Source organism: Aurantibacter sp. UH7, assembly GCF_056839165.1.
In genome coordinates, this window is record NZ_CM166388.1 from 3,372,010 (window position 1) to 3,392,727 (window position 20,718).

Consider the following 20,718-nt stretch of genomic DNA (forward strand, 5'->3'; position numbering starts at 1 on the left):
AGATCAACAAGATTCAAAGAGTGCGTTAAAGGAAAGGTTGCATTTTAAATTAAGCATCTAAGAAAGCGGTCAATTTATCTTGAAAAAGAGTAGGGTCAAGAAGTTTATATAATTTTTGAGATTTCTTTTTGATTTCTTTTTTAGAAACATTTTCAAATTCCTCATTAAAATAATCAGAAGCGTGTACCCCAATATTTTTTTCATCTGGAAAAGTACTCCAGCCAATTTTATCAATCCATGGGGCGAAAATAGAAAAAGTGGGAACGCCTAGTGCTTTGGCCATATTGGTGCTTCCGCCTTCATTGCCAATATAATAATCACAACAATTTAGTAGGCCTAAAAATTTTCTTAGACTAGGTGCAAAAGTATCAAATGCAATACGCTTTTTCGTTGCTTCATTACACAATTCATATACATTTCGAGCGTCTTCTAATTGTAAAGGAATATAATTAAACAAAAGGGTTGCATCAGTCTGATCTGCAATAAGATCAATAAGTTGAGCCATGTAATTTAAAGGGTACGTTTTACTATCTCCACTGCCTAAAACCCCTAACATTATAATCGATTTTTCTATATTAATTTTATTCGTAATTAAGAAATTTTCAGCGTCATTAATCTCATCCTGATTCAAATATATTTTAGGTTTTTTATTCAAATCTAATTCACTTTTAATAATAGGAGCGAGTAGTGCTAAACGATCATCAATAGTGGTAAAAGTACTTTTAGGTTGTCTAGATTTAATAGGAATACGATGGTTGTAGATAAATTTGGAACGCCATTTTGGGTATGAGATTTTAATTGGCGCTTTAGAAAAGAATGAAATTAGATTGCCTTCAATTTTCCCGTAAACATCAATTACCACATCATAATTTTCATTCCCAATAGCTTTTAGAAAAGTATAGAACTCGGATTTGCTACTCTTATATTCTCTTCGAAAAAGTACAACTTTATCAATAAATGGATTTTGCTCTATTACAGCAGTTGTATGCTCTTCAACTACATAATGTACAACAGCATGGGGTAAGTGTTCTTTAATATGCTCGCACAGCAATGAACTGACTAATACGTCACCAATCATTTTTTGCTGTACGAGCAATATTTTCATTAATCTTAAATAAGGTTTTACACCGCTACATCGTATTCACGTAAAGCATCATTAAGCGATGTTTTCTTATTGGTGCTTTCTTTTCTAGTACCAATAATTAACGCACATGGTACTTGAAAGTCCCCAGCTGGAAATTTTTTAGTATAGCTTCCAGGAATAACTACAGATCTTGCTGGAACTCTACCTTTCATCTCAACAGGAGAATCGCCAGTAACATCAATAATCTTTGTAGATGCTGTTAGTACAACATTGGCTCCTAACACAGCTTCACTTTCTACACGGACCCCTTCAACAACAATACAACGACTACCGATAAAGGCATTGTCTTCTATGATTACAGGTGCTGCTTGTAAAGGCTCTAAAACTCCACCAATTCCAACTCCACCACTTAGGTGAACATTTTTACCAATTTGAGCGCAACTACCAACCGTTGCCCAAGTGTCTACCATTGTGCCCTCATCAACGTATGCTCCAATGTTTACATAACTAGGCATTAGAATTGTACCAGCTGAAATGTAAGCACCGTGTCTGGCTACTGCATGTGGTACAACGCGTATTCCTTTTTCTTTATATCCACGTTTCAATGGAATTTTATCGTGGTATTCAAAAATGCCTACTTCTAGTGTTTCCATTTTTTGAATTGGGAAATATAGAACAACTCCTTTTTTTACCCACTCGTTTATTTGCCACCCGTCTGCTGTAGGTTCTGCGCAACGTAATTCACCTGCGTCCAGAAGGTTTATTACTTTTCTTATAGCGTCTTGAGTTGCATCTTCTTTTAAAAGCTCTCTATTGTCCCAAGCTTTTTCTATTGTTTGTTGTAGTTCTGTCATTTTTAAGTAGTATTCAATTATTTTATATTTCAAACAGGCATTTTAAATTAACCGAATTTACCTGCTCATTCAACATGGCATCAGCGAATATCGTTATTATTTGCAAATTTATTAATGTTGAAGTTGGCAAATATACACGCTCATTTATGAATTCATCGACCAAATTTATACATATAACATAATATGGGTTATTTTTGCTGAATATTTCAGCACAACACCTTTATAAAAATCGTTTGGGAAGAATTTTGGCCTTGGATTACGGTAGAAAAAGAACAGGTATTGCAGTAACTGACGAATTGCAGTTAATTGCATCGGGCTTAACCACGGTTGGTACAAAAGAACTATTACCTTTTTTGGTAACGTACATTAAAGACGAAAAAGTTGACCAGATAGTCATAGGTGAGCCAAAGCAAATGAATAATGAACCTTCTGAATCGGAGGCTGATATTATAGTATTTATAAAGAAGTTAAAAGAGATATTACCCGAAATTCCAATAGTACGACAAGATGAACGATTTACTTCAAAAATGGCTATGTCGTCTATGATAGTTGGAGGAATGGGAAAAAAAAAGAGACAAAATAAAGCCCTAGTAGACGAGATAAGTGCAACACTTATTTTACAGGCATATTTAAATAGAAAGTAAATGATATTACCTATTGTAGCTTATGGCGATCCAGTCTTGAAAAAAGAGTGTGAAGATATTGATAGTAATTACTCCAAATTGGATGAGCTACTTGCCAATATGTGGGAAACCATGTATAATGCAAGTGGTGTTGGCTTAGCAGCTCCGCAAATTGGCTTAGCGATTCGTTTGTTTATTATTGATACCAGTGCTTTTGCAGACGATGATAGTCTTAGTAAAGATGAGCAAAATGAATTATCTAATTTTAAAAAGGTATTTATTAATGCTATTATAGAAGAAGAAGTTGGAGAAGATTTTACATTTAATGAAGGTTGTTTAAGTATACCAGATGTTCGTGAAGATGTAACTCGTAAAGACACAATAACTATTTCTTATTTGGATGAGAATTTTAAAGAGAAAAGAGAAACTTTTGATGGATTACGTGCTCGCGTTATCCAGCATGAATATGATCATATAGAAGGAATTCTTTTTACGGATAAATTATCATCATTGAAAAAACGCTTATTGAAAAAACGTTTGACAAACATTTCTAAGGGAAATATAAAGATAGAATATCGCATGAAATTTCCTGCTATGAAAAAAGGACGTTAAAAGAGTTTTTAAATCGCAATTTATATTACATATTTGTCAGCCTTAAAAAAATTAAGGTTTGGCCCGAAATAAATAATAAATGAGTTTAGATAAAATATTATCGATTGCCGGTAAACCCGGATTGTTTAAGTTGATTACACAAACCCGTGCTGGTTTTGTAGCAGAGTCTTTAATAGACGGTAAAAGAATTACAGTTGGACTTCGCAATAATGTAAGCGTACTTTCTGAGATTGCTATCTACACATTAGAAGAAGAGTTGCCGTTACGTGATGTTTTTCTTAAAATTCAAGTAAAGGAAAAAGGAGAGAAAACAGCAATTCCACATAAATCTGATAAGTTAAAATTAGAAGAATACTTTTTTGAAGTATTACCGAATTATGATGAAGATCGTGTTTATTCTAGCGATATTAAAAAGGTAATTCAGTGGTATAACATACTACATGAAAATGGAATTAACGATTTCTCTGAAAATGGAGAAGAAGAAGGTTCCGAAGAAGAGTAGTTTATAAAAGTTGAAAGCATAAAAAAGCCTAACAGTAATGTTAGGCTTTTTTATGTTATACTTTATTCTCCTTCTTTTTCTTAATCCTTTTTTATTTCTTCAAAAGTATTTTTACTTTTTTTCCAATCAATTAAAGGTGAAGGGTAATATTGAACATCCATACGTTCTAAATATGGAGCTTGATTTGCCAAACGCACTTTGTAGTTTTCCCAATTGCGATTTTCTTCTGTAGACCAACTTAATTCAGAATAGCCAATTGCCCGAGGAAATGCCAAGTATTCTGCTTCGCTGATATCACTAATAGTTTCTGACCATAATGGTGCTTCAACACCTAAAATATTCTCTAGAGGAATACCGTCGTATGCTTCTGGAGACCATACGTAGGCAGAATCCGTTGGGATATAAGCAGCCCAATGCAATCCGAATTTAGATTCGGTATCATATTCCATATCTAAATAAGCCTTTTTTGCAGGTGACATTATTATTTTCATTCCTTTTTTAACAGCAATCTCAGCATTCTCTTTAGAACCCCAATATTGTGCTACTGAAGTTGAATCTACATTGGCCGTAGCTAATTCATCCCATCCAACTGGAATCTTATTATGTTGCTTAACAATTTCCACAACCTTATCCATAAAATAGATGTAATCATTTTTCTTTGTTACATGACTTTCATCACCGCCAACATGAAAATACGGGCCAGGGCTTAGTTCAGAAATTTCACGAACTACATCATTAATAAAGGCGTAAACAGTATCCTTTCTAGTATCAAAAGTGCTAAAACCGACATGCATTCCTTCATATAATTTTGGAGTTTTTCCATTTCCATTTAAAAATGGATATGAAACAGATGCAGCATTTGTGTGACCAGGCATATCTACTTCAGGTACAATAGTCATAAAATGTTCTGCTGCATAGGCAACAATTTCTTTATAATCTTCTTGGGTGTAAAATCCACCACTTTCACCACCTACTTCTGTACTACCACCTACTTCTGTTAATTTTGGCCAAGATTTAATTTCAATTCGCCAACCTTGATCATCCGTTAGATGTAAATGCAATACGTTGTATTTGTAATAGGCTAAAAGGTCGATGTATTTCTTAACATCTTCCACACTAAAAAAATGACGGGCCACATCTAACATACTTCCTCTATATCCAAAATTTGGACTATCTAATATCTTACCAGTAGGAATTGTCCATACTGGATATTCAGCTAAAGTGTCTGAACTAACTTCAGGAATAAGTTGTCTTAATGTCTGTATGCCTCTAAAAGCACCTGCAGCGGTATTCGAATTAAGAATAACAGAATCAGAAGTTATATAAATTTGATATGCTTCTGGAGTATCTAATTCTAGACTATCACTTTGATTAATATAAATAACACCTTCTCTGCCTGGTATTTCATCTACATTTACTTGAACATCAATATTTGTTTTGGCTTTTATCTTCTTTGCTAAAAACTCTCCTACTTCCTCATAGCCATTAGCATTTTTTGAAGTATAAATGGCGGTAAACTCATCTAAAGCAAACCCCCCATTAGTAGGAATCATTTTTAAAGGTTTAGGGATTAAATTTTCGGTAGCTAAATTAGTTTCCGGAAAGTTTAAAACTCGTTTTTTCTTTTCTTGTGTACAGGAGACTATGGTCAGTAAAAATCCAATAGTAAATAACGTTTTGGTGAAAAAAGACTTCATAAAATATATGCTGATTTTGGTTTTAAAATGCTAAGGTATATAGTTTTTCATGACATTATACCATATATCATATCCTTTTGCATTCATATGTAGACCATCTTCAATGAATATATCTTGCAGAACATTCTTATTATAAATCATCGGTGTCCAAACATCTGCATAATTAGTTAGTGGATCTTTTTTACTTAGCTTTTTAAACTTTCTATTTAATTTTTTATAGCGTCTTTTCAAATTCCATCGAGAAATACTAGGTTTCGCTGCAATTAAAATCACCTCGGTATTAGCATTATTCTGCCTTATTTTTTCAATGATTTGATGTGTAGTCTTGATGATATCTTTAGATTTTTTTTTGGCTGAAATATCATTGTCACCTTCATAAATAAAAACCTTTTCAGGTTTAAAGTTTAAAACCAATTGATTAAGATGGGCAAGTAAATCACTGGCCTGTGATCCGCCAAAACCAGAATTTACTATTTGATTGTCAGGAAATCTATTCTGAACATCTTTCCACATCCGTATACTTGAACTTCCTGTAAATACAATTGTTTTTTTACTTGTATCTATTAAGGTGTCATATTTTTGTTGAATAGCTTCAACTTGTTCAGAAAAACGTGCTGGGTCTTGAGCATTAGAAATAAACCCTATTAATAGGAATACTAAAATAAAATGTTTCATGAATACTAATTTGTTATTTGAAATTTAAAGATAAATCTTTTGATACTATGAACTTAAAATATGATTACTTTAAATTCCAATAGCCATGTATGTAATGGCAGCTAAAACACCTCCACAAATTGGACCAGCTACGGGTATCCAGGCATACCACCATGCGCTTTCACCTTTATTTGCAATAGGTAAGATAGCATGCATTATTCTCGGCCCAAGATCTCGTGCTGGGTTAATTGCATACCCCGTGGTTCCACCAAGACTCATTCCAATTGCTAAAACCAATAGTGCGACTGGAAGTGCGTCTAAAGAACCCAATTTAACTGTGTCTTCGCCAACCGAACCGCCAGCGATATAAAATATTGCTAAAATGAAAGCAAAAGTTGCAATGAATTCACTTAAGAAGTTCCAAAATGTATTTTTTATGGCCGGTGTTGTTGCGAATGTACTTAGTATTGCACCTGGGTCTTCACTTGTTTCATATTGTTTTTTATAACTCAACCATACTAATGTGGTCCCGGTCATTGCACCTAAAATTTGAGCGAAAATATAACCTGGTGCTAAACTCCATGCAAATTTACCTGCAGTTGCAAGAGCAATAGTTACAGCTGGATTTAAATGAGCGCCACTAGCATCAGCGGCAACAAAAACACCAACAAAAACTGCCATGGCCCAACCAATAGTAATTCCTACCCAACCAGCTGAACTGCCAAAGGTGTTTTTTAAATTAGCATTGGCTACTATACCATTACCCAAAAGGATTAATAATGCAGTACCGATAAACTCAAAAAGATAAGGTGTCATAATTTTAGTTGGTTTAAGTTGAAGAGAGGTTTTTTCTTTTGATTGTAATTATTTAAGGTATTTTAAATGATTTAGATATTGCTAAATTAAAAATGTCAATCTATAAAACTCAATATACCTATATTTTAGTTAAATCATTGTGAAATACAGTGATAACAATATAATTTTTAGCCCAGGGTTCTATTATTTTTATAAGAAATCAATAACTTAGGGTAGATTATGTTTTGTGTCTAATACTTGCATAATCACGAACTCAATTAATAAATAAAAATCAATTACAATGAGTGATTTAAGCGAAAAATTAGCAAAATTGAAGGCAACTGCTGCAAGCCAATTAACTGAATGTGGTATTTCTAATATCGATAACGATACTTTGGATGGCTATGTTAATAGTTTAAAATCTATGGTAAATAATAAAGATGCTACATTGGTTTCTGGTACAGACGAATCTGAGCTTGAAACGGTTCGTAGAAATTTTGTAGAGAAAAAATTGGGGGTGACAGATAAGGACAAAGCTATGAGTGCAATCAAAAGTGTTGCTGATAAAATGTCTGGTATTCGAATGAAAAGTCGTCCTGCATTTTATTATTTATTAAAAGAAGAATTAGGATAGTACTACAGAGTTTATCCTAATAAAGAAAAACGTCTACTAAATAAGTAGACGTTTTTTTATTGTATTTAGTTCAAACGAAAGAAGTTATACACCAAACTGTTTAAGGTGATGTTCTAAATGTTTCGAAAAAAGCGTGTTCCATTGTATATCGGTCAAATCACCAAATGCAGGATTATTTAGTCCATTGTAATGTTTTGGCCCTAATTCTTGCGTTTTGATTAAATGGTCTATTAAACGTTTTTTCTCTACCTCAAAATCTTTTTCTGTCGTCATTTTAAAAATAGGTGAAGTAGGAGAATTTTTCTTGTATGGTTTGTCACCAACTACAATATTTTTGACAAAAATTTTCACCATTAATTTTGCAAATGCATTTGGTTTAGGATGTTTATCTGTATAAACTATTTCATAGGCCACATTACAGTGAGCCATCATTTGGGCGACACTCATTTTGCCCCATTGTCCTTTAGTCTCAGGGCTTAGGTTATTAATCCGTACAATGGTTTCTTGTGTTTCTTTTTCGTCAAATAAATTTTTCCAGCTCATGATTAAATTATTTTAATATGGTTATTAAAAAAGCATTACTAATTATAATGACGTATTCAATGTAAGTAAAAGGACATTTTATAAGATTATTTTAAAACATATAGCAAATACTATTTGCCTATACCATTTACCGCCATTTCTAATGTGTAAATAGAATCCATTGCAGTGATGAATAGAATATTCTGGCTTAGTCCTCCGAAGGTTACATTGGCCGTCCATTTTTCAGGGATATCAATATGCTTAATTTGTTTTCCATTTTTATCAAAAACGGTAACTCCATCACCGGTCATGTAAACATTTCCTAAATTATCAATGGTCATTCCGTCCGAACCTAATTCTGTAAATAATTTTCTGTTGGTTAAACTTCCGTTATCATTAATACTATACGAATAGGTTTTTTTATCTCCAATGTCAGCAATATATAAAGTTTTGCCATCAGCGGAACCAATTATGCCATTTGGCATAACAAAGTCCTCTGCAACAATAATTACTTTGTGTTCTTCTGGAGTTACATAATACACTCTACGTGCATTTATTTCAGGCTCTGTGTAATCCCACCACGGTCTTTTGTAAAAAGGGTCAGTAATATAAATACCTCCTTTTGCATCAATCCATAAATCATTAGGGCCTCCCAATTTTTTTCCTTCAAAATTATCGACTAAAACAGTTACATTTTTTTTAGCATCTATTTGCCACAACTCGTTTTTGTTATCTGCACATGCAATTAGATTTTCATCAGCATCAAAATAAAGTCCGTTTGAACGGCCAGAAGGTTTCATCCATTCCGTAACAGTATTATCGGCGGCGCTCCATTTTACAATACGATCGTTAGGTTGATCTGTAAAATAAACATCGCCATTTCTTGCAACTGCGGGCCCTTCTGTGAAATTGAATTCATCCGAAACCAACGTCAGTTCAGCATTATTAGCGATAATATTTTGAGCTTTGCACGAGCCGAAAAAAGTTAATACTAGTGCAAATAAATATATCTGTTTCATTTTAACGTTTTAAAGGTTTGCCAAATATGCCATGTTTTCTTTCATGCTTTCAAGCGGTTTACTTGCGTATTCTTCTTGCTCTATAAAAATATGTTTTACGCCAGAGGCTTTTTTATTTTGAAGCATCGTCTTAATATCCAAACCGCCTTTACCGAATTCGGTACTTTCTTTTTCGGTCATATTCATATCTTTTAAATGCCAAAGTGGAAAACGTCCAGGATATTTTTTAAAATAGTCTAAAGGATCTTTTTCCGCAACAATTATCCAACCGAGGTCTAATTCCATATGCACTAAATCTGCATCTGTATTGTCCATTAAAACATCGTAAAGTACTTTGCCTTTATCAGATTCAAATTCATATTCGTGATTATGGTAACCGAATTTTAATCCTAATTTTTTGCATTGTTCACCAGCTTTATTAAAAGCATCAGCAACTTTTTTATAATTGTCAATAGTTTGCCCCTTACTTGGTAGTGAAGAACAAATTAAATAAGGCTGACCTGAGGCTACAGCCTCTTCCATAGTTTTTTGAAAATTATCATCTAAAGCCACATGGCCGCTTTTTAAGCTCATGCCTAAATCTTCACAAGCCTTTTTCATATCCACTGGTGAAAGACCATAATAATGGCCTTTAGGGCTGCGTGCCGATTCTATTTCTTTAATTCCGATAGCTGCAATTTGTTTTAAAGTAGCTAGTGCGTCTTTAGCCATTGCATCTCTAAAAGAATATAATTGCACTCCGTATTTTTGTGCGCTCTCTGTAAATCCGCAAGAAGGCAGTATTAAAGCACCTGCAGAGGCAATGCTTGCTTGTTTTAAAAAATTTCTACGTGTTTTCATTTTCTATTTTATTGCGACCACGAAGTTGGAACGCGGTCCCAACGATGTGATTTTAATTCGTTGTATAAACTCTCATTTAATCCTTTGCCATCACTGGTTGCTGTATTGGCCAAAACATTTCGTTCTTTTCGCATTCCTGGAATAATAGTGCCTACATTTTTATTCATGGTAATGAACCGCAAAGCCATTTCGGCCATAGTCATATTATCAGGAATAAGTGGTCTTAATTTATCAGCATGCTCAACACTAGGAATTAAATTTTCGGGTACAAAATAAGTACCCCTCCAATCTCCTTCGGGCCACGTACTTTCTTTTGTTATGTTTCCAGTTAATGTACCCTCATCAAAAGGAACCCGAGCTATTGTGGCGATATCCAATTCTTCGCAAAGTGGAAAAAGTTCATCTTCCGGTGCCTGATCAAAAATGTTATAAATAACCTGAACAGCATCAATTAGTCCAGTTTTTAGCGCTTTAATTCCGTTTGTAGGTTCCCAGCGATTTACACTAATACCCATGGCCACAATTTTACCTGAAGTTTTTAAATCTTCTATAGCTCTTTGCCATTCTTCACGGTTGCTCCATCCGTCATCCCAGGTATGAAATTGCATTAAATCAATTTGTTCAAGTTTTAAATTTTTAAGCGTTTTTTCGGTGTATTCTGTTATATGCGAAGTAGGGTAGGAGTCATCAAAAGTATATTCTGATCTAGCTGGCCATTGAAAGTTTTTAGGTGGAATTTTACTAGCAGTATATATTTTTTTATTCGGATGTCTTTTTACTAGTTCACCTAATAATTCTTCACTATGTCCTTCGCCATAACCCCATGCGGTATCAAAAAAATTGACACCATTTTCAACTGCTAAGTCAAGTGATTTTGCAGATTGTGCATCGTCTGATTCTGTCCATCCGGCCATTCCCCACATTCCGTATCCAATTTCACTTACCTGCCAATTTGTTCTTCCGAACCTTCTATATTTCATATAATTTAATTCTAATTTTTATGATGTCCTTCTTCGTAATGTTTCTTTAAAGTGTTTTCTCCGTAATCGTTTGTTGGATCGCGAACAACTGTATGCACATGGTTGGAATCTGTTTGTGTATTGTCATATTCGATTATTAAAACAGGACCCTGAATGCACCAGTAATTCGGAGTGCCAGGAACTAAACTTCCTGCCCAAGAAAATGAAAGATTTTCAATTCCGGCCTCTTTGATTTTCGCACGATATTCGTCAGAGAAATTCTTCTCATAATTGTTCATGTACAAATCGAGCAATTCATTAAAAATACCTTTTTGAGTTGCGGTGAAGTCGTTATAAAAAATTCCTTTTTGTTCAAAATTTTCAACCTTTCTAATAGTTGTAGTAATTATTTCTTCGGGTGCAATATCTGCGAATTTTGCTTTTTTTAATTGTGCTGACGATAGTGAATTTACTAATTTGAAACTTAATTCGGTTTCCTTTTTAAGCACTTCTTTTTCTTTGTGACCTGTTATTTTAATTAGACCTGGATTAGTGCCGAAGAATATTGGAGTGGCTGATGATATTTTACCATCTGAAGAAGTGAAATTTAGGGAAAGATGATGGCCTTCAAATTTCCATCCCCATGGGTTGCCCGATGCAGGATTGCCAAAAATTAAGAAGTGATAATTTAAAGGATCTCTTCGTGGCCTTCCATCAGGCATTAAATCATTGTCGTCATCTTCAATAACGCGAAGCACTTTTTCAAGCGACATTATATCTTTCGATTTTCGAAAACCTTCTTCACTCAATGAAGATTTTAGTAAATCGATTGCAGCTGCTTTTTGTGTTTCATTAAAATCATGAAAACGGGGCCCTTTTCTAGATATGGGTATATATTTCATGTTATAACGTTCCTCATCATCTAAAGAAAAAATTGCTTCTGATTTTAAGTCATCAGAAAGCGAAGCTATAAACAGGTTTGCTTTTTCGGTAATATTCTGGGCTGATATATTAATGGTAATAAAAAAAAGAACAAAAAATAATTTAGATAGTTTGGTTTTCATTAGTTAATTAAGGTTTGTTAATCTAATTGAATAAATAAATTTCAATATAAAACGACTTCTAAAGTAGTAAATATTAAGCACACTGTCTGTGTCTGTATTTGTACTTTTGCGGAAACACCTTTCGATGAACAATAGAAAAGAACAGTTAGAAGCATTTGATCGTTTGCTAACTATAATGGATGAGCTGCGTGAACAATGCCCTTGGGATAAAAAACAAACTATGCAAAGTTTACGTCATTTAACAATAGAAGAAACCTATGAATTGGGTGATGCTATTCTCAATAATGATTTGGAGGAAGTTATGAAAGAACTTGGTGATGTGCTTTTACACATCGTTTTTTATGCCAAAATCGGCTCTGAAAGGGCTGATTTTGATATAGCAGACGTAGCAAATAACATATGTGAAAAATTGATAAATAGGCATCCACATATTTATGGAGATGTTGAGGTTGCGAATGAAGAAGATGTAAAACGTAATTGGGAGCAAATAAAGTTAAAGGAAGGAAAGAAAAGTGTATTAGAAGGAGTGCCGAATGGTTTGCCTGCATTGGTAAAAGCAAATCGCATTCAAGATAAAGTTGCTGGTGTTGGTTTCGATTGGGAAAAGCCTGAACAAGTTTTTGAAAAACTACAAGAAGAGCTCCAAGAATTTACAGATGAGGTTAAATCTGCTGATTTGGATAAAATGGAAGCAGAGTTTGGTGATGTTATGTTCTCTATGGTTAATTATGCAAGATTTTTAAAAATAAACCCTGAAAATGCATTAGAGCGAACCAATAAAAAGTTTATTAAACGATTTCAGTTTTTGGAAGAGAAAGCTAAAGGATTAGATAAATCATTAAGTGAAATGAGCCTTCAAGAAATGGATGTTTTTTGGGAAGAGTCTAAAAATAACGATTAGCTATCAGCTTTTGTAAGAATATTTTTGAGTAATTCAGCAGCTACTGGTTTAATAATATAATCGGATATTTGAGTGAATTGTTTTGCACGTTCGATATCGTTGGGGTTTACCGAAGAAGAAACCATATAAATGGTTATATTCTTAGTTATGTTTAATTTTACGTAGGCTTCCATAAAATCAAAACCATCCATAATAGGCATGTTTATATCAAGTAGAAGTACATCTGGCAGATTATTTATATCGTTAATATTATCTACTATAAATTTAATAGCCTCTTCACCATCAGAAAAAGTCGAAATTTCTTGAGGTATTTCTATATCTTTTAATGCTCTTTTTAAAGCGTATTGGTGAATTTCGTCATCGTCAATTATACATACATGTAAAGGCCTTATCATTTGTTCCAATTAAATTAGTATTGTAAATGTTGACCCCTTGTCAACTTCGCTTTCTGCATAAATTATACCACCTAGAGATTCAACTTTTATTTTTGTCATATAGAGTCCAATACCGTTAGCTTCAGGATGTCTGTGAAAAGTTTTATTTAACCCAAAAAGCTTTTTGCCATGCCGTTGTAAGTCTATACCTAAACTGTTGTCTTGAAAGGTGATTTTGGTCTTCTTTTTGTAAGTTTCAGATTGTATAATAATTTTTGGTATTCTGTTGTTAGCTCTAAATTTTATAGAATTTCCAATTATATTTAGAAAAATACTCTCTAAATAAACCGTATTGAATTTTACATTTGGTGCAGAGCTGAAGTCAGCCTTTATTGATGCTGAAGTTTGAAAAATAACATCAGACAATGAGTCTTTAGTTGTGTCAAAAACATCTTGAAGTTTTATAGTTTCAATTTCTATATCGGTATCATTCTTAATTTTTAAAAACTCTAATAAATTACCAAGTGTGTTAGTTAAGTTGTGTATAACGGTTTCAATTTTTGTAAATATTGTTTCTTTATCTTGAATGTTATCCGATGAGTTATAGATTTGAAGTAATGAATTTAGGTTGCTAACAGGCGCTCTCAAATTATGAGATGCAATATCTGCAAATGACTCCAGCTGAATATTGGCTTTTTCTAAGGCAACATTTTTAATTTGTAATTTATTTAAAAAGGGAATAATTATAAAGGTAAATTCAGCAATTAATACTATCAATGAGAACCAAGAGAACCAAAATAGCGCATTTTTTGTTTTCACCAAGTTTTGTTCTGCTAGACTTTGATATTCAGAAACAATGGCTTCCATGTTCAATAGAAAAGGTGTTTTAAGTTTTGAAATAGTTTTTATCGAAAATTGTAAAACACTATCACTTTGATTTTGTTGAAAAAGAAGACTAGCCTCAGACATATTTTCTAATTGATTAGAACTAATTAAAAAAAGTGAATCAAGTAATGGGTTATCATTGAGCTCTATATTTGTCTGATATAATTTTCGATGTGCTGATTTCCATTCGTTGGTTAGTGCTTTTAGACTTTCGGTATTATAAGAGTCGTCGTCCGTTTTCTGAGCAATAAAAAGCAGCTCATTAGCTATTTTCTGACTATACATGCGCTGACGGCCAGATAAATTAATTAATTCAGCATCTAACTTTTGATTATCAAGTCGACTAGATAGCATATATTGGTCAGCAAAAATTAAAACAATTACCGTTACAATAAATATGATATATCTTAATTTAGGGGATTTTGTCAAAAGTGGAGTATTTAATTAAAATGGGTCGGTCAATTGTTTTTGCTTAGAATACCCACTAGGGTATAATTGTAAATGAAAAGTTGTTAGCGAAATAGTTAATACACATATAAACCACAAAAATACCATATATAGTCAGAAAATACCTACTTATTTGTAAAAAACTAGGTTTATTTCTATTCTTTTAACTGTCTTATATGATTTAACTTTGCCTTTCTAAATTAGATTTCTTGCAACAATATTTTAAAGAATTTCGGTACAATCTAAAGCTTGCTTCACCAGTTATTTTAGGTTTAATAGGACATACATTAGTGCAGTTTGCAGATAATGTTATGGTAGGGCAGTTGGGCACTGCAGAGCTAGCTGCCGTTTCTTTGGGTAGTAGTTTTGTTTTTATAGGAATGTCTTTTGGCATTGGCTTTTCTACCGCAATTACCCCATTAGTGGCGGAAGCAGATGGCGCGGGTAAAAAGGCAGATGCAAAAGGTGCATTTAAACATGGCCTAATTTTATGCACATTAATAGGTTTAACCCTTTTTGGGGTCATTACGTTATGTAAACCTGTATTGTATTATATGAACCAACCTGCGGAGGTTGTAGAATTAGCAATGCCGTATTTAGATTTGGTTGCCCTATCACTTGTTCCATTGGTGATATTTCAAGCATTTAAACAATTTTCGGAGGGACTATCCCAGACCAAATACCCAATGTATGCTGCCGTCATTGCAAATGTCTTAAACATTTTACTGAACTATTTGTTGATTTTTGGAAACTTCGGATTTCCTCAGTTGGGTATAATCGGAGCCGCTATAGGTACTCTAGTTTCGCGAGTTGTAATGATTTTATTCATTTGGTTAATGCTGAAAAATAAAAAGAAGTTTCACGATTATGTTACGGCATTTAATTTTAAGAAAATTGAAAAGAAAGTCATGCGTAAAATTATAAGTTTAGGATTCCCATCTGCATTACAAATGTTTTTTGAGGTGGTAATTTTCACTGCGGCAATATGGTTAAGCGGTGTTTTAGGTAAGAATCCGCAGGCTGCAAATCAGATTGCTTTGAATTTGGCGAGTATGACTTTTATGGTGGGCATGGGATTAAGTGTTGCAGCAATGATTCGCGTGGGAAATCAGAAGGGCTTGGGTAATTATAAAGAATTGAGACGCATCGCCTTATCTATCTTTATTTTAACTTTAATGCTTGAAATTGTTTTTGCCATTTTATTTTTATTAGGCAAAAATTGGTTTCCAACATTGTATCTGGATGTAAAAGATTTGGAAAACTTGGCTGATAATACAGAAGTTATTGAATTAACTGCAAGATTATTGATTGTTGCCGCAGTTTTTCAAATATCAGACGGTATTCAGGTAGTTGTACTTGGAGCATTACGTGGTTTGCAAGACGTAAAAATACCTACATGGATAACGCTATTTGCCTATTGGGTAATTGGTTTTCCGCTATGTTATTATTTAGGATTACATACAGAACTAAAAAGTGTTGGTATCTGGATAGGTCTTTTGTCCGGACTTACTGCATCTGCCATTATGTTGTATATTCGATTTAATTATTTAACCAAAAAATTAATTGCACAATAGCTTTATTTATTTGTTGTTCGGTAATAGTTATTAGTTAAAAATGTTTTCAATGGATTTACCAAAATATATCTTAGGTGATAATACAGATCATCCTGATGCGATTTATATCATTCATACGGAATACCCGCGATTTATTATTAATCTTGAGAATGATGAGGTTGAATGGTTTGAGGAGTTTTCAAAAGAAGATGAAAATGATTTAAAAGAAGAAATGCAATCCTTAATTAATGGAGCAACTGATTTTTACGATAGAGAAGTAGCTAGGTACGAAGATTAATTACTTGTATGGAAACCATTCTTCAGTTTGATAAAGATTTTTTTCTTTTTCTGAATAGCTTAGGCAATTCTAATTGGGATGGTTTTTGGGTTTTTGTTACTAATAAATTGCATTCAATTCCAATTTATTTGATACTGCTATTTTTAACATATCGCCAATTTGGTATTAAAAAAACAGTGTTTGTATTGGTAGCCGTGGCCTTAATGATTCTCTGTGTTGATCAACTTGCTAATTTTTTTAAATATGGATTTAGAAGACTTAGACCCTGTTTCGATAACGATGTAAATATACTCATGCGCCAAGTCTTAGATTCATGTCAGAATAGAGGGCAATTTGGTTATTTTTCAGCACATGCGGCCAACTCTTTTGCCGTTGCTATTTTCTTTAGTTCTATATTAAAGTCCAATAGGTTAGTGATTATAAGTTTTATTCTAATCTGGGCTAGCTTGGTTGCTTATAGTAGAATTTATATTGGAGTGCATTTTCCATTAGATGTATTTACTGGTATGTTTTTGGGTATTTTATTCGGATGGATATTTGCAAAATTATTGCAGACATTTTTTACCAGAACACTGAACTAAATTTTCCAATTAATAGCTCTAGGAAGACTTATTTAAATTAAATTTAAAGAATTTTAATCATCATGGTTTTTAGCCAAGGATAAGAGTTTTTCCGCAGCTTTAAATGGAGAAATATTGCCTTTGGTAACTTTTTCTAATTCTTTTTCTAATTCTTTTTCTACTTTTTTATTTTTATAAAAATCATCTAATAGGCGATTTTCAATAGTTTGCAAAAGCCAGTATTTATTTTGTTGATTTCTTTTTTTACTTAAAAATCCGGATTGGGTATTTTCATTTATATATGAAGTAATAATTGACCATACTTCTTTAACTCCAGAATTTTCAATTGCGGAGCATGCCGCTACTTTTGCAATCCAACCATTATCTTTTGGTGGATACAAATGCAATGCTCGCGTAAATTCTTTTACAGCTATATTGGTGGCATTTTTATTGTCACCATCTGCCTTGTTTATTACCACAGCATCCGCCAATTCAAGAATGCCTCTTTTAATTCCCTGTAATTCATCGCCGGCACCACTTAGTTTTAATACAAGAAAGAAATCTACCATACTATGTACAGCAACTTCACTCTGACCTACACCAACTGTTTCTATTAAAATAATGTCAAAGCCAGCGGCCTCACAGATAATAATAGCTTCTCTCGTTTTTTGAGCAACACCACCCAAAGATTCTCCAGCGGGCGATGGTCGTATAAATGCATTGGAGTTTTGAGACAACTGTTGCATTCTGGTTTTATCACCAAGAATACTTCCTTTATTCTTAATGCTAGTTGGGTCAACTGCTAAAACGGCAATTTTCTTTTTTAAAGTGGTAAGGTTTGTACCTAGAGTTTCTATAAAAGTACTTTTACCAACTCCTGGTACCCCCGTGATGCCTATTCGTATACTTGTTGCTTTGATGGCCAAACACCTTTCAATTAAATCTTGAGCAGCATTATGATGGTTAGAATTAGTGCTTTCTATAAGCGTAATAGCCCGACCCAGCGAAGTTTTATCTTTAGATTTTAATCCTTCAAAAATTTCATCTACAGAAATTTCAACCTTACGAATTGCTTTAATTTCAGAAATTCTTAAAATATTTTTATTGTTTTTTGAACTCAAAATCAATTGTTTATAGGTACAATAATTTCGGTGTCATCCCATGAAAGGTTTAAGCTCAATTGAGTAGTATTTTCAAAATCAATTGTAAAATTCTCAACAGTTTTAGACAGTTTTTTAACCGGAATTTCTACATTAATAAAATCAGCTTCTTCATCACGAGTAGTTTCTTTACCACCACTCAAAACTGTAACTCCCCAATCAGGAATTTCTTCATTGAACATTACTTTCCAAGAATCTTTGCCAGGTATTGTCCACAAGGAATAGGTGCCTGCCTTTAATTTTTTGTCAATAATTTTAATATCAGTTTTTGTTGTAAATGTAGTGGGCTCGTTAGCACCCGTTCTCCACACAAGATTATAAGGGACTAGTTCCCCAAAAATAGCACGTCCTTTCTTAGAAGGGCTTGAATAATGTACTGCTAAATCTAATCCATCTTGTGCATATGTACTTATTTTTTCGGGACTGTGTTTCTTGGTTTGTTGTTGCATAAATGGCATTCCTACAAACACAATTAAAAGCGCTACAACAGCAATTACTCCAAACCACTTTAAAAACTTCATATCTTTTCTTTTTTTTATAAAATTACTAAACCATTTTAATAAAGGACATTTATTTTTTAATACGTTATATTTCACATAATTTTAATAATCATTTTTAGTGAATTAATAAAGTATGTAGTATTATAAGATAAATAATAATTAAGATTATATGAAAACTATTTTTAAAACGAAAGCAACAAATAAGGGCGGTAGGTCAGGTCATGTGAAATCGGAAGATGGGCCTATTGATTTTGATATTGAAATGCCAGATAATAATGGTGACTCTAGTGTAGACAAAACAAACCCTGAAGAATTGTTTGCTGCGGCTTATGCTACATGTTTTGCAGGCGCCATACAAGCCATAGCTCCAAGTCATGGTGTAAAAGATCTAGGAGATTTTAGTGTAACGGCTACGATTTCTTTCAACAAGGAAGAGGAAGGTTTTTTTCTAGGTGCCGTATTAGATGCATATTTACCTACTGTTGATATGGATAAAGGAGAAGACTTAGTAAATGCAGCGCATGAAATCTGTCCATATAGTAAAGCAACAAGAGATAATATAACTGTTAAATTAAATTTGTTACTCGACGAATAGTAGTTTAAAAATCACATATAAAAAGCCCTGTATATTTTATACGGGGTTTTTAAATCAAATCAAATTCGAATTTACTTTGATTCGAATAATTTTGATCCGGTCTTAAAATACTACTGGGAAAACTACTGTGATTTGGTGCGTCAGGGAAATTCTGGGTTTCAAAACAAATACCCGGAAAGTGTAATGGTGTATAAACCACTACACCACGCTGATTGGTAGTAACCTCCATACTAATTCCTGTTTTTTTCGATACCAGTTTAGCGATTACTTCACTATTAAGACCTACTGCAAAAGTAGTATCTAGTCTTTTATTAGCTATAGGTTTTGATTCTAAAAAATTATTAGAAGTTCCGCGAACAGGAAGTAATTTACCTGTTGGTAGTAAATTTTCAAAGGTTTCTAAATAATCTGGACAATTTAATTGTAGTTGATGTTCAGAAATACTGTTATTGTCATCAAGTTTAAAATAAGAATGGTTTGTAAGATTTACAACTGTTGTTCTATCTGTTACCGCGTGATACGAAATGTAAAGTGCGTTATTCTTAAGCTTATAAGTCACCGTTGTTTTTAAATTTCCGGGGTACCCTTCTTCTAAGTGCTTACTAAAATAAGACAATGTAACTTGAGGTTCTTTTCCATAATCAACAGATTCGAATTTCCAATATTTTTTATGAAAACCCTCTTTGCCTCCATGTAAATGAACACCTGATTTTTCGTAAAGATTAAAAGTTTCGCGATCTAATTCAAAACTACCATTTGATATTCTACCGGCGTACCTTCCTACCGATGCACCAAGACATACGGTGTCATTTAAATATTTAGATGCGAAGTCATAGCCGACTACAACATTGGTCGATTTACCAAATTTATCCTTTACTAATAGCTTTTGTATACGAGCTCCATAATCAATAACTATTAATGTAATAAAAGGAGTACTTATTGTAACTTGTTTCAATCTCAATTAATTTAAGGCTACATAAAAATAATTGTTTTTTGCAACATCTTAATTTTTTCGTCGTCTTTAGGAAAACAATAACATTAATCATCACTCGAAACCACCTAAATGTTTCAAATTAATTTGGTAGAAAGGTGTAAGGCCAACGACCGCAAAGCACAATTAAAATTGTATCAACAATATTGTGATGCTATGTATTGTGTCGCCTTTGGTTTTTTAAAAAATTGTGACGATGCTGAAGATGTTGTACAAGAATCTTTTATTAAAGCTTTTCAGAAGATTGAACAATATAGCGGTGAAGTAACATTCGGTGCTTGGCTTAAAAGAATTGTGATTAATGGTAGTCTGGATTTTCTTAAGAATAAGAAGTTGGAACGAGTAGAAATGAACGAATCGCACCTGAAAATAACAGAGAATGATGATTGGTCGGTAGCAGATTCTATATCTGTACAGGAGGTGAAATTAACAATGGACAAGTTACCTGAAAAGTATAAATATGTAGTTCGTCTTTTTTTAGTGGAAGGTTATGATCATTCAGAAATATCAGAAATATTGAATTTATCTGAATCGGCTTGTAGAACTCGTTTATTGCGTGGTAAGGGGTATTTAAGAGCATTATTAAAAAATTAAA

The 20,718-nt window shown here is 33.1% G+C and carries 25 protein-coding genes; 10 read left to right on the forward strand and 15 right to left on the reverse strand.

All coding sequences use genetic code 11. The features are described from left to right. Positions 1-49 precede the first annotated feature (49 nt). Positions 50-1,105, reverse strand: a complete 1,056-nt coding sequence (locus tag UH7x_RS14305) for a glycosyltransferase family 9 protein (protein WP_482360604.1) — start codon at positions 1,103-1,105, stop codon at positions 50-52. Between the two features lie 17 nt (positions 1,106-1,122). Continuing rightward, positions 1,123-1,938, reverse strand: a complete 816-nt coding sequence (locus UH7x_RS14310; protein ID WP_482363611.1) for a 2,3,4,5-tetrahydropyridine-2,6-dicarboxylate N-succinyltransferase — start codon at positions 1,936-1,938, stop codon at positions 1,123-1,125. A 233-nt stretch (positions 1,939-2,171) separates the two neighbouring features. Between UH7x_RS14310 and ruvX the strand changes: the two genes are divergently transcribed. The 3 genes from ruvX to UH7x_RS14325 all read left to right on the forward strand — a co-directional run bounded on the left by ruvX (position 2,172) and on the right by UH7x_RS14325 (position 3,675). Beyond that, complete coding sequence (gene ruvX, locus UH7x_RS14315; RefSeq protein WP_482363612.1) at positions 2,172-2,582, forward strand: Holliday junction resolvase RuvX; 411 nt, start codon at positions 2,172-2,174, stop codon at positions 2,580-2,582. Continuing rightward, positions 2,583-3,173, forward strand: coding sequence for a peptide deformylase (def, locus tag UH7x_RS14320; protein WP_482360605.1), 591 nt, complete (start codon positions 2,583-2,585; stop codon positions 3,171-3,173). It begins immediately after the preceding gene. A gap of 79 nt (positions 3,174-3,252) precedes the next feature. Beyond that, on the forward strand, positions 3,253-3,675 hold the full coding sequence (locus tag UH7x_RS14325; RefSeq protein ID WP_482360606.1) for a DUF5606 family protein: 423 nt from the start codon (positions 3,253-3,255) through the stop codon (positions 3,673-3,675). Between the two features lie 80 nt (positions 3,676-3,755). Here the strand turns inward: UH7x_RS14325 and UH7x_RS14330 are convergent, their stop codons facing one another. The 3 genes from UH7x_RS14330 to UH7x_RS14340 form a co-directional block, all read right to left on the reverse strand. Then, positions 3,756-5,372 carry a family 20 glycosylhydrolase gene (locus UH7x_RS14330; protein WP_482360607.1) on the reverse strand — a complete coding sequence of 539 codons (1,617 nt, stop codon included), beginning with the start codon at positions 5,370-5,372 and terminating at the stop codon, positions 3,756-3,758. Positions 5,373-5,402: 30 nt separating this feature from the next. After that, a complete protein-coding gene (locus UH7x_RS14335) occupies positions 5,403-6,047 on the reverse strand; it encodes a GDSL-type esterase/lipase family protein (RefSeq protein ID WP_482360608.1) in 645 nt (214 codons plus the stop codon). Between the two features lie 69 nt (positions 6,048-6,116). Then, on the reverse strand, positions 6,117-6,842 hold the full coding sequence (locus UH7x_RS14340) for an MIP/aquaporin family protein (RefSeq protein WP_482360609.1): 726 nt from the start codon (positions 6,840-6,842) through the stop codon (positions 6,117-6,119). 280 nt (positions 6,843-7,122) lie between these two features. Between UH7x_RS14340 and UH7x_RS14345 the strand changes: the two genes are divergently transcribed. Further along, entirely contained in the window at positions 7,123-7,455 is a 333-nt protein-coding gene (locus UH7x_RS14345) for a DUF2853 family protein (RefSeq protein ID WP_482360610.1), read from the forward strand. Positions 7,456-7,539: 84 nt separating this feature from the next. Here the strand turns inward: UH7x_RS14345 and UH7x_RS14350 are convergent, their stop codons facing one another. The 5 genes from UH7x_RS14350 to UH7x_RS14370 form a co-directional block, all read right to left on the reverse strand. Further along, positions 7,540-7,998: a DUF1569 domain-containing protein gene (locus UH7x_RS14350; RefSeq protein WP_482360611.1), complete on the reverse strand. Its 459-nt coding sequence runs from the start codon at positions 7,996-7,998 to the stop codon at positions 7,540-7,542. A gap of 110 nt (positions 7,999-8,108) precedes the next feature. Then, positions 8,109-8,996: an SMP-30/gluconolactonase/LRE family protein gene (locus UH7x_RS14355; RefSeq protein ID WP_482360612.1), complete on the reverse strand. Its 888-nt coding sequence runs from the start codon at positions 8,994-8,996 to the stop codon at positions 8,109-8,111. A gap of 9 nt (positions 8,997-9,005) precedes the next feature. Beyond that, positions 9,006-9,836, reverse strand: a complete 831-nt coding sequence (locus tag UH7x_RS14360; protein WP_482360613.1) for a sugar phosphate isomerase/epimerase family protein — start codon at positions 9,834-9,836, stop codon at positions 9,006-9,008. Between the two features lie 8 nt (positions 9,837-9,844). Then, positions 9,845-10,816, reverse strand: a complete 972-nt coding sequence (locus UH7x_RS14365; protein WP_482360614.1) for an aldo/keto reductase — start codon at positions 10,814-10,816, stop codon at positions 9,845-9,847. An 11-nt stretch (positions 10,817-10,827) separates the two neighbouring features. Continuing rightward, positions 10,828-11,859: a DUF3500 domain-containing protein gene (locus UH7x_RS14370; protein WP_482360615.1), complete on the reverse strand. Its 1,032-nt coding sequence runs from the start codon at positions 11,857-11,859 to the stop codon at positions 10,828-10,830. 124 nt (positions 11,860-11,983) lie between these two features. Between UH7x_RS14370 and mazG the strand changes: the two genes are divergently transcribed. Further along, positions 11,984-12,760: a nucleoside triphosphate pyrophosphohydrolase gene (gene mazG, locus UH7x_RS14375; RefSeq protein WP_482360616.1), complete on the forward strand. Its 777-nt coding sequence runs from the start codon at positions 11,984-11,986 to the stop codon at positions 12,758-12,760. Here mazG and UH7x_RS14380 read toward each other — a convergent pair. Both UH7x_RS14380 and UH7x_RS14385 read right to left on the reverse strand, forming a co-directional pair. Beyond that, on the reverse strand, positions 12,757-13,155 hold the full coding sequence (locus UH7x_RS14380; protein WP_482360617.1) for a response regulator: 399 nt from the start codon (positions 13,153-13,155) through the stop codon (positions 12,757-12,759). The genes mazG and UH7x_RS14380 overlap by 4 nt on opposite strands. A gap of 9 nt (positions 13,156-13,164) precedes the next feature. Further along, entirely contained in the window at positions 13,165-14,448 is a 1,284-nt protein-coding gene (locus UH7x_RS14385; protein ID WP_482360618.1) for an ATP-binding protein, read from the reverse strand. A gap of 227 nt (positions 14,449-14,675) precedes the next feature. Between UH7x_RS14385 and UH7x_RS14390 the strand changes: the two genes are divergently transcribed. From UH7x_RS14390 to UH7x_RS14400, 3 genes are read left to right on the forward strand one after another with little or no spacing between them, the layout of a single operon-like run. Further along, positions 14,676-16,040: an MATE family efflux transporter gene (locus tag UH7x_RS14390; RefSeq protein WP_482360619.1), complete on the forward strand. Its 1,365-nt coding sequence runs from the start codon at positions 14,676-14,678 to the stop codon at positions 16,038-16,040. 49 nt (positions 16,041-16,089) lie between these two features. Further along, positions 16,090-16,317, forward strand: coding sequence for a hypothetical protein (locus UH7x_RS14395; protein WP_482360620.1), 228 nt, complete (start codon positions 16,090-16,092; stop codon positions 16,315-16,317). 8 nt (positions 16,318-16,325) lie between these two features. Continuing rightward, positions 16,326-16,898, forward strand: a complete 573-nt coding sequence (locus UH7x_RS14400) for a phosphatase PAP2 family protein (protein ID WP_482360621.1) — start codon at positions 16,326-16,328, stop codon at positions 16,896-16,898. Between the two features lie 53 nt (positions 16,899-16,951). Here the strand turns inward: UH7x_RS14400 and meaB are convergent, their stop codons facing one another. After that, a complete protein-coding gene (gene meaB / locus UH7x_RS14405; RefSeq protein WP_482360622.1) occupies positions 16,952-17,998 on the reverse strand; it encodes a methylmalonyl Co-A mutase-associated GTPase MeaB in 1,047 nt (348 codons plus the stop codon). A gap of 2 nt (positions 17,999-18,000) precedes the next feature. After that, positions 18,001-18,558 carry a DUF2911 domain-containing protein gene (locus UH7x_RS14410; RefSeq protein ID WP_482360623.1) on the reverse strand — a complete coding sequence of 186 codons (558 nt, stop codon included), beginning with the start codon at positions 18,556-18,558 and terminating at the stop codon, positions 18,001-18,003. Positions 18,559-18,706: 148 nt separating this feature from the next. Between UH7x_RS14410 and UH7x_RS14415 the strand changes: the two genes are divergently transcribed. Further along, positions 18,707-19,132, forward strand: a complete 426-nt coding sequence (locus UH7x_RS14415; protein WP_482360624.1) for an Ohr family peroxiredoxin — start codon at positions 18,707-18,709, stop codon at positions 19,130-19,132. Between the two features lie 49 nt (positions 19,133-19,181). On the opposite strand, the gene UH7x_RS14420 is transcribed toward UH7x_RS14415, so the two are convergent. After that, positions 19,182-20,087, reverse strand: a complete 906-nt coding sequence (locus UH7x_RS14420; RefSeq protein ID WP_482360625.1) for an aldose epimerase family protein — start codon at positions 20,085-20,087, stop codon at positions 19,182-19,184. Positions 20,088-20,195: 108 nt separating this feature from the next. Here UH7x_RS14420 and UH7x_RS14425 point away from each other — a divergent pair, with 108 nt between their 5' ends. Next, a complete protein-coding gene (locus tag UH7x_RS14425) occupies positions 20,196-20,717 on the forward strand; it encodes an RNA polymerase sigma factor (RefSeq protein ID WP_482360626.1) in 522 nt (173 codons plus the stop codon). The last annotated feature ends 1 nt before the right edge of the window (position 20,718 follow it).